General features: G+C 62.4%; 14 protein-coding genes and 1 riboswitch. Of the genes, 7 read left to right on the top strand and 7 right to left on the bottom strand.

From position 1 onward, the window contains the following. Positions 1-23: 23 nt before the first annotated feature. Positions 24-644 carry a pyridoxamine 5'-phosphate oxidase family protein gene (locus tag NKH90_RS16835; protein ID WP_352820109.1) on the bottom strand — a complete coding sequence of 207 codons (621 nt, stop codon included), beginning with the start codon at positions 642-644 and terminating at the stop codon, positions 24-26. Positions 645-775: 131 nt separating this feature from the next. On the opposite strand from NKH90_RS16835, the gene NKH90_RS16830 reads away from it, so the two are divergent. Together NKH90_RS16830 and NKH90_RS16825 are read left to right on the top strand one after the other, a co-directional pair. After that, positions 776-1684 carry a LysR family transcriptional regulator gene (locus tag NKH90_RS16830; RefSeq protein ID WP_352540197.1) on the top strand — a complete coding sequence of 303 codons (909 nt, stop codon included), beginning with the start codon at positions 776-778 and terminating at the stop codon, positions 1682-1684. Between the two features lie 106 nt (positions 1685-1790). After that, entirely contained in the window at positions 1791-2591 is an 801-nt protein-coding gene (locus NKH90_RS16825) for a lysophospholipid acyltransferase family protein (protein ID WP_352820108.1), read from the top strand. A gap of 27 nt (positions 2592-2618) precedes the next feature. Here the strand turns inward: NKH90_RS16825 and NKH90_RS16820 are convergent, their stop codons facing one another. After that, a complete protein-coding gene (locus tag NKH90_RS16820; protein ID WP_352820107.1) occupies positions 2619-3239 on the bottom strand; it encodes a LysE family translocator in 621 nt (206 codons plus the stop codon). Positions 3240-3317: 78 nt separating this feature from the next. Further along, positions 3318-4265: an aldo/keto reductase gene (locus NKH90_RS16815; protein ID WP_352820106.1), complete on the bottom strand. Its 948-nt coding sequence runs from the start codon at positions 4263-4265 to the stop codon at positions 3318-3320. Positions 4266-4611: 346 nt separating this feature from the next. Here NKH90_RS16815 and NKH90_RS16810 point away from each other — a divergent pair, with 346 nt between their 5' ends. Next, positions 4612-5592 (top strand): quinone oxidoreductase family protein, encoded by a 981-nt coding sequence (locus NKH90_RS16810; RefSeq protein WP_352820105.1) that lies wholly within the window; start codon positions 4612-4614, stop codon positions 5590-5592. Positions 5593-5636: 44 nt separating this feature from the next. Here the strand turns inward: NKH90_RS16810 and NKH90_RS16805 are convergent, their stop codons facing one another. Then, the gene (locus NKH90_RS16805) at positions 5637-6170 is read right to left on the bottom strand and encodes a gamma-glutamylcyclotransferase (RefSeq protein ID WP_352616048.1); all 534 of its coding nucleotides are present in this window, start codon (positions 6168-6170) and stop codon (positions 5637-5639) included. A gap of 114 nt (positions 6171-6284) precedes the next feature. On the opposite strand from NKH90_RS16805, the gene NKH90_RS16800 reads away from it, so the two are divergent. Next, positions 6285-7286 carry a DUF2125 domain-containing protein gene (locus NKH90_RS16800; RefSeq protein WP_352502688.1) on the top strand — a complete coding sequence of 334 codons (1002 nt, stop codon included), beginning with the start codon at positions 6285-6287 and terminating at the stop codon, positions 7284-7286. 133 nt (positions 7287-7419) lie between these two features. Here the strand turns inward: NKH90_RS16800 and NKH90_RS16795 are convergent, their stop codons facing one another. Further along, entirely contained in the window at positions 7420-8355 is a 936-nt protein-coding gene (locus NKH90_RS16795; RefSeq protein WP_352820104.1) for a prephenate/arogenate dehydrogenase family protein, read from the bottom strand. 6 nt (positions 8356-8361) lie between these two features. After that, the gene (hisC, locus tag NKH90_RS16790) at positions 8362-9471 is read right to left on the bottom strand and encodes a histidinol-phosphate transaminase (protein WP_352820103.1); all 1110 of its coding nucleotides are present in this window, start codon (positions 9469-9471) and stop codon (positions 8362-8364) included. A gap of 139 nt (positions 9472-9610) precedes the next feature. Next, a riboswitch (SAM riboswitch) is annotated at positions 9611-9688 on the top strand. Positions 9689-9764: 76 nt separating this feature from the next. Between hisC and metX the strand changes: the two genes are divergently transcribed. From metX to NKH90_RS16775, 3 genes are all read left to right on the top strand, one after another. Next, complete coding sequence (metX, locus tag NKH90_RS16785) at positions 9765-10934, top strand: homoserine O-acetyltransferase MetX (RefSeq protein WP_292661143.1); 1170 nt, start codon at positions 9765-9767, stop codon at positions 10932-10934. A 115-nt stretch (positions 10935-11049) separates the two neighbouring features. Then, the gene (metW, locus tag NKH90_RS16780; protein ID WP_352471435.1) at positions 11050-11664 is read left to right on the top strand and encodes a methionine biosynthesis protein MetW; all 615 of its coding nucleotides are present in this window, start codon (positions 11050-11052) and stop codon (positions 11662-11664) included. A 130-nt stretch (positions 11665-11794) separates the two neighbouring features. After that, the gene (locus NKH90_RS16775) at positions 11795-12142 is read left to right on the top strand and encodes a hypothetical protein (RefSeq protein WP_352471436.1); all 348 of its coding nucleotides are present in this window, start codon (positions 11795-11797) and stop codon (positions 12140-12142) included. A gap of 85 nt (positions 12143-12227) precedes the next feature. Here NKH90_RS16775 and NKH90_RS16770 read toward each other — a convergent pair whose 3' ends face one another. Then, positions 12228-12548, bottom strand: a complete 321-nt coding sequence (locus NKH90_RS16770; protein ID WP_352540204.1) for a DUF1330 domain-containing protein — start codon at positions 12546-12548, stop codon at positions 12228-12230. Positions 12549-12583 lie beyond the last annotated feature (35 nt).

The raw sequence follows: 12583 nt of genomic DNA, 5'->3' as shown, positions 1-12583 counted from the left end.
CCGGCACTTTTATTCCCTAGCTCTTATTCCCTGGCTGCAGCATCTGATCGCAAGCGTGCGATCTCCTGTTCGAGCCGTTCGATGCGCTTGTCGCGTTCGCCCAGCGCCGCCGCCACGTCGGCCGCTTCGAAACGCTGCGGGATGTGCTGCGAGCAATTTGAATCCCAAGCCGAAACCGTAAACAGGATAACCTGCTCGGGTCGCGCCTTATAGTCTTGCGGCATCAGCTTTGCCGTCAGCTCGGCATCGCCCTCGACGACGCGCGCCCTGCCCCAGATCTTGATGCGCTGCCGGTGCGCATAATCGATCAGGAATAGGAAAGCCTGTGGGTTGTCGTTGAGGTTGCCCTGGGTGATGAACTGCCTGTTGCCGGAAAAATCGGCAAAGCCGATCGTCCGTTCGTCGAGCACCGTGAGGAAACCGGCAGGCCCGCCGCGATGCTGGATGTAAGGCTGCCCGTCCGCATTGGCGGTCGACAGAAAGACGCTGGTCTGCGCCTCGATGAAGGCGGCGAGATCGGGCGTGATTGCCGCCTGCCAGCCGCCACGCTCCTCGACACGGGCATAGGCCTGGCGCGAGCCCTTGCGCGCCTGAATCGCCTTCACCGTCGGGGTGAAAGCAACATCGCTGGTGTGAGCGTTCATGGAAGCCTCCTCAAGCGCCAAGCTGCGCTGTATTGCTAGTCAGGAAATAGGTCCTTCCATCTTCGAGATGCAGATGCCATATCTGCAATCTATCCTTCCGTTTTTCGGGAGGGCAAATTTTCGGGAGAGCTATGGATCGCCTCCAGTCCATGTCGCTTTTCGTTGCCGCGGCGGAGACAGGCAGCCTCTCGGCTGCCGGGCGCCGCTTCGGCATTCCGCTGACGACGGTCAGCCGCAAGGTTTCGGACCTGGAAAAGCATTTGAAGACACGGCTGTTGAACCGCTCGGCGCGGCAGCTGTCGCTGACCGATGCAGGCCATGCCTATCTCGCCGCCTGTCGTCGCATTCTCGACGAGGTCGGCGAGGCCGAGCGAATAGCCGCCGGCGAATACAATGCCCCGACCGGCGAACTCATCGTCACTGCGCCGATCGTCTTCGGCCGCCTGCATGTGCTGCCGGTCGTCACCAGCTTCCTCTCCGTCTATCCTGAGGTAGGTGTGCGGCTGACACTCGCCGACCGGATAACCCAGTTGGTCGAAGAGCACATCGACCTCGCCATCCGCATCGGCGAGCTTGCCGATTCGAGCCTGATCGCCACCCGCCTGGGCTCAATCCGCCGCGTCGTTTGCGCGAGCCCGGCCTATCTCGCCGAGCACGGCACACCGAAAACGCCGCAGGAGCTTGCAGCACACAGTGCCATCACCTTCGAAGGGCTCACCGCCGCAGCCTGGAGCTTCGCCACCGGCAAGACCGAATTCAGCGTGCCGATCCGCTCCAGGTTACGGGTCAACACGGCTGAGGCAGCGATCGATGCGGCGATTGCCGGCGTCGGCGTGACGAGGCTGCTTTCCTATCAGATTGCCGCCGCAGTCCGGTCGGGTACGCTGCGCCCGGTGCTGCAAGAGTTTGAGCCAGACCCATGGCCGGTGAGCCTCGTCCATGCCGGCCAGGGGCTACTGCCGGTGAAGCTGCGCGCATTCCTCGACTTCGCCGCCCCGCGCCTGAGACAGCGCCTGCTGCAGGCCGCGTGGGAAACGTGACGAAGACGGCCCTCGCAAGGCCGGGCCGATCGCCCGCCTCGCAGCGTTTCCTTTTTGCCGGCGCTTGGTGTAACGAACGCACACCTCCTCACCGGGCACTTGTTGTATGCTGTATTTCCGCTCGCTGGCGTTCAATCTCGCCTTTTACCTCAATCTGATCGTCCAGATGATCCTCTGGACCCCGTATTATTTCCTGTCGCCGCGCCATCGCGCCTGGTTCGTGCCGAAATTCTGGTCGCGCACCAGCATGTGGCTCTACGACAAGATCGCCGGCACCAGAAGTGAGATCACCGGCCAGGAAAACCTGCCTGACGGCTCCTTCATCCTGGCGCCGAAGCACCAGTCCTTCTGGGACACGATCGCTTTCCTGCCTTATCTCGACGATCCCGTTTACATATTGAAACGGGAGCTGACGTGGATCCCGTTCTTCGGCTGGTACATTTTGAAGATGCGGATGATTCCTGTCGACCGCGGCAGCCGCTCGAAGGCATTGAAAATGGTGATCGCCGCGACCAAACAGGAATTGGCGCGCAATCCGCGCCAGCTGATCATCTATCCCGAGGGCACCCGCCGCGCGCCGGGCGACGAACCGGTCTACAAATACGGCATCGTCGAACTCTACGCGCAACTTGGCATTCCGGTGGTGCCGGTCGCCCACGTCGCCGGCCTCTATTGGCCGCGCCGCAAATTCCTGCGCTATCCCGGCACGATCAAGGCGCGCTTCCTGCCACCGATCCCGCCCGGCCTCGGCAAGGACGAATTCATGCAACGGCTGATCGGCGAGACGGAGGCCGCCTGCGACCAGCTCCTCGTCGAAGCGGCGCAGACACCGAACCCGCCGCCGATGCCGCCGACGGCGGTGAAACGGCTTGGTGAGCTGGACGCGAAACCTGAATTGAAAGACTGAGACACCCACCGCGGATGCCAGAAAGGCTCACGGCAAGGCAGCCAGGGCGGCTGTTGCAACCAGCGTCACGGCAAACACCAGATTGATGATCCGCGACGCCAGCGGTTTGCGCAGCAAACGTGCAAAAGCCGCGCCGGCGAGAAGCCACAAGAGATGAATGGCAACAATCATCAAGGCGAGGACCGCCAGCTTGGCTGAAATAGCAAGACCGCCGGCGCCGGAAGACGCGCCGGCGAACACGGCGGCAATCGCCACATAGGCTTTCGGATTGGCAACGGCCAGAAGGAACCCGCCCAGGAAAGTGGGAAGCGCCGCCCCACCAATGCGTGCCGCCAGTGGCGGCGTCGTCGCTATCTTGAAGGCCAGATAGAGGATGTAGGCTGCCGAGGCGACCGCCAGCAGCGCGGCGAGCTTCGGCAACGCCGCGAGAACGGCCATAATGCCCGTTGCCACCACCACGAGCACGAGGATCGTGCCAACAACGATCCCCGAGGCATAGCGCAGCGAACCGCGCAGGCCGAACGCAGCGCCGACCGCGGTGACGCTTATCGTCGCCGGTCCCGGGCTGCCCATGACGATGGCCGATGCCAGCACAAGCGCCAGCAATCGCTCCCATAGCTGCTGATCGAGAAGACCCTGTCCGGCCATGCGGCGTCCCTGCATCCTGTGACGAGGCAGGGACGGTAGGGTAAGGCAGCGGCGCCGGTCTTGAACGATCGTGCGCGGCTATGCGCTGGCCTTGTCGAGCTCGACGATATCGTCCGGACTGAGCTGCAACGATGCGGCACGCACCAGGCTGTCGAGCTGGTCGAGCGTCGTCGCGCTGGCGATCGGAGCGGTGACGCCGGGCCGCGCCATGGCCCAGGCAAGCGCCACTTCCGCCGGCTTGGCCGAATGTCTGGCCGACACCGCGTCGAGCGCTGAGAGAATGCGCATGCCGCGCGCGTTGAGATACCCTTTCACACCACTGCCGCGCGGGCTTTTGCCGAGATCGGCTTCGCTCCGGTACTTGCCGCTCAGAAACCCCTTGGCGAGGCTGAAATAGGTGATGACGCCGATGTCCTCGGCCGCGCACAGATCGCGCAGCGGACCATCGAAGGACGAGCGGTCGTAGAGATTGTATTCCGGCTGCAGCACCTCGTAGCGCGGCAGACCGCGCAGGCTTGCTACGTCAAGTGCGGCCCGCAACTGGGCGGCGTCGAGGTTGGAAGCGCCGGCATAACGGATTTTGCCCTTGTCGAGCAGTTTCTGGTAAGCGCCGAGCGTTTCCTCATAAGGGGTCGCCGGGTCGGGCCAGTGCGACAGATAGAGATCGACGCTATCGACCTGCAGCCTCTTCAGCGAAGCATCGATGGCCTTTTCGATATAGGCGGCGGACAGGTCCCTCTTGCCCTGTCCCATATCCGAACCGACCTTGGTGATGACGACAACCTTGTCGCGGTTACCACGGCTCTTCATCCATCGGCCGATGATGGTTTCGGATTCGCCGCCTTGGTGGCCGGCAATCCAGCGCGAATAGGAATCGGCCGTGTCGATGGCGTTGAAACCGGCGTCGACAAAGCGGTCGAGCAAGTCGAACGAGGTTTTCTCATCGGCGGTCCAGCCGAACACATTGCCGCCCAGAACCAATGGCGCGATGGATAGGTCGGTGCGACCGAGACGACGTTTCTGCAAGGCTGATCTCCATGGTGATTCATGCTGGGGCGGATGGGAGCCGCCGATCGGGCTAACCTATGTCGCGCCGTGGCGACGTCAAACGCATAGCCTCTTTTCCAGCCCGCCGGCGCTTCACAAAGCCGCGACCCGCCGCGCCGTGTCCGGCCCCAAGGCGCTGGTCCCGGGCATCCAAACCAGCAGCCTCTGAAGAAACGATCTGGCAAGTTTGGCACATAGATTGTCAAATCTGCCAATTCAGACCTTTGCCGGCCGGCCATAGGTTCCGCCGCGCCGACGCAAGTCTCGGCACGGTCTGGCCGGGGCTCAGACTGTTGGCCTCGGATCGTTTGTTATGGAGACCGGCATGAAAGCAATTGTATTTGACGCCATCGGTTCGCCGCGCGACGTGCTCTACATGGATGACCTGCCGATGCCACGGATCAGCGACGGCGAGGTGCTGGTCAGGATGGTCTCGGCCTCGATCAATCCGGGCGACTTCCTGTTTATCCAGAACCTCTATCCCGAACCGAAGAAGCCGCATTTTCCCCGGCAGATCGCCGGAAACCATGGCGCCGGCATCGTCGAAGCCGTTGGCGCGAACGTCGGGTTGGAACCGGGGATGCTTGTCGCGTTCAGCTATTATGGCAGCTGGGCCGAGTACGCCGCCATTCCCGCCGAATGGCTGATCCCGTTGCCTGCCGGCTATCCTGTCGAACGCGCCGGGCAGATGGTGAACCCCATTACCGCGTGGGATCTGCTGGTGGATTCCCGTGTGCGGCCTGGCCAGTGGCTGGCTGTCACGGCCGGCTATTCGTCGATTTCGACAATGGTGATGCAGTTCGCCCAACGACGCGGCATCAACGTCATCGCGCTTGTGCGGCGCTCGCACCAAAGCTTCGATCTGAAGACGCTTGGCGCCGCCGCCATTCTTGACCTTTCGGACTTGAAGGCAAGTATCCGGGAAGCGGTGATGGATATCACCGGCGGCGCCGGATTGAATGGGATTATCGACAATGTCGGCGGACCTGTCAGCGGCGAATTGATCCGCACCCTGGCGCTCGGCGGGCAGATGGTGATCAATGGCGGAATGAGTGCCGAGCGCTTCGAACTGCACAATTTCGACGTGTTGCTGAGCGGCGTCGAAATCAGGGCGAATATCTATCGCTACTTCTTTTCGCCGCCTGCCGAAGCCGACCGGCCTGTCCTATGCGAGATTATCGACACCTTCGGCCAGCCCGGCTTCCACGTTCCTGTCGGCGGTCTCCACCCGCTGACCGAGTTCAAGCTTGCCGTGGCAAACAGTCTGGATCGCGCCGATCTTGGAAAACAGATTTTCAGGATGTAGCCCGCGTCACGACACCGAAAACATCATGGTAACGACAAAAGGCGCTACGTCGCGATCCGTCTCGTCACGTCTTCCAGCCAGTGGTCGCTTATACCCAGTGCTTCGAGGTGCTCCAGCGTGCTGAGCACGTAATCCTCATTCCTCCCCGATTGGCCGACGGCGCCGCGAACGACGGCCGCCGCCTCGGCCGGGTCGAGCGCACCGGCATATTGCTCATGGCTGCGGTCCACGACATAGGCGACGGCGTCGACCGTCTTGCCCCCATCCGTTTCACCCTTGTCGAGGCGAACGCTGAGCACACGTTCGAGATAGACGTTGGTGACCAGCTCGCGTTCGCGCAGATAGGTAATGACCTCGTTGCGCAGCTCGCCTGGAACCCGGAACGCCAGCCCGATGCAGGAGCCGCCGCGGTCGAGGCCGAGCACCAGGCCCGGCCGTTCGCGCGTGCCGCGATGCACGAAAGAATAGACGCAGAGCGAACGGCGGTAGCCATGCAGGCGGGCGCGCCGCGTCTCGACATGTGCGAATCCCGGTCGCCAGATCAGTGAGCCGTAGCCAAAAACCCAAAAATCGCCCATATCGCCAAGCCTGATTGTGACGACCACCTCACCGGTGGTGTTTCAGTCCGTCTACCTGTTGGTGCCGCAAGCGACAGCCCGCCCGTGCCACCCCGCGTTAACGAAAGCCGCAGCATGACGTCAAGTGACGAGCGCCCGCCGCCCAGCCAACGTCGCCGCCTGTTGTGGCTTGCCGCTTTCATCCTCGTGCTGTTCGGCATCTACAGCGCGGGCTGGTTCTACCTGGCGGACCTGGTCGAGAGCGCAACCAAAAAGGCGGTCGCCGATCTCGACGACAAAGGCATCAAGGCCGACTGCGCCAATCTCGCGGTCAGCGGCTATCCCTTCAGCTTCACCGTTTCCTGCGACAGCCTGGCTTACGAGGACGACAGCCGCAACGTCGCGGCATCGACAGGCAAGATCAACGCCGCCACGCAGATCACCCGGCTTCTGTCGCCTGCCGCCGAGCTCAGGGGGCCGCTCAGGACCTCTGTTCCCGGCATGACCCCGCTCTGGATCGACTGGGATGATCTGCGGGCCGACATGAAGCTGTCCTGGCCGCTGCCGAGGCGCCTCTCGCTGCAGGCAGAAGGCCTGTCCGGCCAGACCGATCCGGCAGACGACACCGATCCCGTCTCGCTGTTCAGCGCCGGAACCGCCACCGGACAATTGCGCCCAAACGGCCCGGACATCGACTATGCCGGCAATTTCACCGATCTTGAAATCGACGCGGCGGCCATCGGCGGGCGCGTCTTGCCGCCGCTCGACGGCAGCGGCGACGTGACGCTGAAGAACGGCCTGACACTGATCAAGGCAAATCCGACGAGCCTGCGCGGCCAGGCGGCCGAAATCCACGAGCTCGATCTGTCGTCCGGAACTGCGCGCATCACCGTTTCCGGACCGCTGTCGGTCGATGACGACGGTCTCATAAATGCCGACCTGACGATCAGGCTCAATGATCCAAAGGCCGTGGCGGCAATCCTCGCCACCGCCATCCCCGAGCAGAAGAAAGAGATCCAGACCGGCTTTGCCGGACTGGCGCTGCTCGGCAACCAGCCGTCGATGCCGCTGAAGATCGTCAGGGGCAAGGCCTCGCTCGGCTTCATCCCGCTCGGCAAGATCAAGCCGCTCGACTAGAGCAATCCCAGGAAAAGTGTGAAACGGTTTTCCGTCCGGAATTGCGCAAAACAAAGAGATAGAGCCGTTCGGCGTTTCTGTGAAACGATGAACCGCTCTAAGCCGGGCCGGCCTGCGATCGGCCTGCCGCGGCTTATCCCTTCGGCGGGTGTTCGACTGCCTGGCGACCGAAATCCGGTACATCGATGTCCTGGCCGGCCTCGATGATCGAGCGGCGGACAGCGCGGGTCCGGGTGAACAGGTCAAACAGTTTTTCGCCGTCGCCCCAGCGGATCGCCCGCTGCAGCGAGGACAGATCCTCGGAAAACCGCGCCAGCATTTCGAGAATGGCGTCCTTGTTGTGCAGGCAGACGTCGCGCCACATGGTCGGGTCGGACGCCGCGAGACGAGTGAAGTCGCGAAAGCCGGAAGCCGAGTATTTGATGACCTCGGACTTGGTCACCGACTCCAGATCGTCGGCGGTACCGACGATGTTGTAAGCGATGATATGCGGCAAGTGCGAAACGATGGCCAGCGTCATGTCATGATGCTGCGGGTCCATCGTGTCGATGTTGGAGCCGCAGCGGCGCCAGAATTCCGAGAGCTTTTCCAGTGCTGCGGGATCGGTGCCGGGCAGCGGCGTGAAAATGCACCAGCGGTTCTCGAACAGTTCGGCAAAACCGGCGTCCGGTCCCGATTTTTCGGTGCCGGCCAAAGGATGGCCGGGGATGAAGTGCACGCCAACAGGCACGTGCGGCTGCATCTGCGCGATCACCGACGCCTTGGTCGAGCCGACATCGGTGAGGATGGCGCCCTTCTTCAGCGCCGGCGCGATCTCTGCGGCGACCGTGCCTGAAGAGCCGACCGGCACCGAAACGATAACCAGATCAGCATCGCGAACCGCCTTTTTCGCATCCGTCGTATAGGTGTCGCCAAGGCCGAGTTGGCTCGCGCGTGCCAGCGTCGCGTCGCTGCGCGTCGAAATCGCGACTTGGCCGGCGAGTCCCTCGCGGCGGATGACGCGGGCCAGCGACGAGCCGATCAGGCCGATGCCGACCAGTGCGATCTTTCCGAACATCGGTGAGGTCATGGTGTTCTAGCTTTTCAGGAATGTCGCGAGTGCGGCGACAACGCCGCGATTGGCCTCTTCGGTGCCGATGCTCATGCGCAGCGCGTTCGGAAAACCGTAGCCGGAAACGCGCCGCAATATGTAGCCGCGCGCACTGAGGTAGTCGTCGGCGGCGGCCGCCGAATGCTTTTTGTCCTCGGGAAAGTGGATGAGGATGAAATTACCGACGCTCGGCGTCACCCGCAGCCCGAGCCCGCTTAGTTGCTCGCTCAGCCATGCCAGCCAGGTCTCGTTGTGCGCCACGCTGCGTTCGATATGGGCGCGGTCGTGGATCGCCGCGATGCCGGCCTCGATTGCCGTCGCATTGACGTTGAAAGGCCCGCGCACGCGGTTGATCGCGTCGATGACGTGCATTGGCGCATACATCCAGCCGATCCGCGCCCCGCCTAGGCCCAATTTGGAGAAAGTGCGGGTCATGACCACGTTTTCCGCGCTGCCCACCAACTCGACGCCGGCTTCATAATCGTTTCGCCGGACATATTCGGCGTAAGCTGCATCCAGCACCAGAAGCACGTTTCGCGGCAGGCCGGCATGCAGGCGGCGCACCTCCTGGAACGGCACGTAGGTGCCGGTTGGATTGTTTGGATTGGCAAGGAAGATGATCCGGGTAGCCGGCGTCACCGCGGCGAAGATCGCATCGATGTCGGCGCGTTCATCGGTCTCCTTGACCGTTACCGGGACGGCACCGGCCGACTGAATGTAGATCTTGTAGACCATGAAGCCGTGTTCGGTGATGATGGCTTCGTCACCGGGTGCGAGATAGGTCTGCGCCAGCAGGCCCAGAATCTCGTCGGAGCCGTTGGAGCAGACGATGTTCGCCGGGTTGAGCCCGTGCACCTCGGCGATGGCTTCCCTCAGGCGCCTGGCGCTGCCGTCGGGATAGACCGCGAGCTTGTCGGCGACCGCACGCGCGGCCTCTATCGCCTTTGGCGAAGGGCCGAGCGGGTTCTCGTTCGCCGACAATTTATGGACCTTGGCGACACCTTCAGGCGCCGCGCTCTTGCCGGGCACATAGGCTTCGATGTCCATGATGCCGGCGCGGGGCTTTGGACGTGTCTGATCCGGTGTCTGGCTCATTTCATGAAATCCGTCGAGAGTGCCTCCATCCGGAAGCCGCAGCGGAAATACAAGCCGTGGCCCGGAATGTCGAGGGGCCGGCAATTCGGGATCAAGAACTTGCCGTTGACGAAGCCATGCGCGAGTCATAGAAGAACGGCTACAGTTCCGTGGTGATTTGGCCGGTCGGCTTGCAGCCACGTTAAACAACTTGCTAAAGGGCCGTTTGCATCTTGTAACCGGCTTTGCGAAGGCATGGCCGGTTTTTTGTTGCCCAGACCGGTGGACAACTGAAGGCCGGGCAAGGAGATGTGATGGTCGCTTTGCGCGCGCGAAAAACCAACAACGAGGCCGACCAGCCGTCGAGCCCGGTGTTGCGTTTCGGCGCCGACAAGCCGCTCAAGCTCGACGCCGGCACGCTGCTGTCGCCGTTCCAGATCGCCTACCAGACCTATGGCACGCTCAACGACGCGCGGTCCAACGCCATCCTCGTCTGCCATGCGCTGACCGGCGACCAGCATGTCGCCAACACCAATCCGGTGACCGGCAAGCCGGGCTGGTGGGAAGTGCTGATCGGTCCCGGCAAGATCATCGATACCGACCGTTTCTTCGTCATCTCGTCAAACGTCATCGGCGGCTGTCTCGGCTCCACCGGCCCCGCCTCGACCAATCCCGCCACCGCCAAGCCCTACGGGCTCGACCTGCCGATCATCACCATCCGCGACATGGTGCGGGCGCAGCTGATGCTGGTCGAGCACTTCGGCATCGAACAGCTGTTCAGCGTGCTTGGCGGCTCGATGGGCGGCATGCAGGTGCTGCAATGGGCCTCCAGCTATCCGGAGCGCGTCTTCTCGGCGCTGCCGATCGCCACCGGCGCCCGCCATTCCTCGCAGAACATCGCTTTCCACGAGGTCGGCAGGCAGGCGGTGATGGCCGACCCGGACTGGCATGGCGGCAAGTATTTCGAGCACGGCAAGCGGCCGGAAAAGGGGCTGGCGGTGGCGCGCATGGCCGCCCACATCACCTATCTGTCGGAAGCAGCGCTGCACCGCAAGTTCGGCCGCAACCTGCAGGACCGCGAAGCCCTGACCTTCGGTTTCGATGCCGACTTCCAGATCGAGAGCTATCTGCGCCATCAGGGCATGACCTTCGTCGATCGCTTCGATGCCAACTCCTATCTCTACATGACACGGGCGATGGACTATTTCGATCTCGCCGCCGACCATGGCGGCCGGTTGGCCGATGCCTTCGCCGGCACCAAGACGCGCTTCTGCCTGGTTTCGTTCACCAGCGACTGGCTGTTCCCGACCGAGGAGAGCCGCTCGGTCGTGCACGCGCTGAACGCGGCCGGCGCTTCGGTCTCGTTCGTCGAGATCGAGACCGACCGCGGCCACGACGCCTTCCTGCTCGACGAGCCCGAACTGTTCGCCGCCATCAAAGGCTTCATCGCCTCGGCCGCCCGGGCAAGAGGGCTTGGCGCATGACCCCGAAAGGTTGCAGGCTGTTCGGATCAGGACCATGCGCCAGGCATCAGCGCATGACCCCGAAAAGTTGCAGACTTTTCGGATCAGGATCATGTGCCGAGCAAGAGCCGAAGGCATGAGCGTCAACCGCGCCCAGCGCGTCGACCTCGAAGTCGTCGCCGATCTCATCCCGCCGCAGTCGCGGGTGCTGGACGTCGGTTCCGGCGACGGCCTGCTGCTCGAATTGCTGCAGGAGACCAAGAAGGTCGACGGTCGCGGGCTGGAACTGTCGCAGCGCGGCGTCAACGAATGCGTGGCGCGCGGCCTGTCGGTTATTCAAGGCGATGCCGACAAGGATCTCCAATTCTATCCCGACAAGGGTTTCGACTTCGTCGTTCTGTCGCAGACCTTGCAGGCGACCCGCAATCCGAAGCTGGTGCTCGACGAACTGCTCCGGATCGGCAACCGCGCCATCGTCTCATTCCCGAATTTCGGCCACTGGCGGGTGCGCCTTTCGCTGCTCTTCAACGGCCGCATGCCGGTGACCAAGGACCTGCCCTATTCCTGGTACGACACGCCCAACATCCATTTCTGCACCATTCGCGACTTCGTCAATCTGTGCGACGAGCTTGGCGCGACGGTGGAAAAGGCAACCGCGCTCGACGCCAACGGCCAGCGGATCGGCTTCTCCATGCCTTGGTGGTTCTGGAACTTTTTCGGCCAGCAAGCGGTATTCCTGCTGAAACGATAGGTTTGACAGGCAGAAGCAACGAACCTCAGACCTGCGCAAGAAACCATATTTTCAATTTTCAATCCAATGAAGTTGCCCGGCATTCTTTGTTGCTTTAACAGGTCTCAAACGGGTTGGTTTGGGGGAAGCAATGAAGACGTTAGTATTAGCAACAGCTTTGATGTCGGCCACTTTGATTTCCGGATGCACGACGTCGAAGACCGATTTCCAGAATGGACAAGTCGCGTTGAGTGGCAGCCCGGCGCTGAAACGGCAGGCGATCCAGCGGTGCATGACCAAATTCAAGATGCGGTTCGGCAAGGTTGAAAGGGCAAACCTCGCCGCGCTCATGAACGTCCCGGATGCCGGATTGGAACACACGTTCTGCACGCGATTGATGAACGGCTTCGCGAACGGCAGGATCAACTACTCGGATTACCTGGCTGCATTGTCGCATGGCGACATGTCCAACGCGATCAAGGTGCTGCAGGGGCGGTGAAGCTGCCGATGCAGACGCGATCCAAATTCGGTGCCGCCAGATAGATGGCGGCACCATAGACGCCGGTTGTACCCGATCATTCCCTCTATTCAAGCACGTCCGTGGCCTTGTGCGGGTGCTGGACGCCATCAACGAAGACCACGTCGGACCGGGAATTGCCGGTACGCAGCGGCAATATCTCCTGATAGGCGGGCGAGTCGTACCATGCACGTGCCTGCTGCCGGTTGGGAAACTCGATGACTATGAGATAGCCCGGCCAGGTGTTTTCAACGACTTCCACCTCGCCTCCGTGCACCACGAAGCGGCCGCCAAACGGTTCCAGCGTGGCATCGATCTTGTGCAGGTACTCGACGATCTGCGGTCCCGGCGTGACCTGGCGCATATGGGCGACGGCGTAGGCGGTCATGGCGTAACTCCTTGTGGTCGAAGGCCGGACAACCG

The sequence above is a fragment of the Mesorhizobium sp. M0898 genome, from assembly GCF_040319695.1.
Classification (GTDB): domain Bacteria; phylum Pseudomonadota; class Alphaproteobacteria; order Rhizobiales; family Rhizobiaceae; genus Mesorhizobium.
Note: the sequence above shows the minus strand (reverse complement) of the source record. Positions and strands in the feature narration are given on the sequence as shown.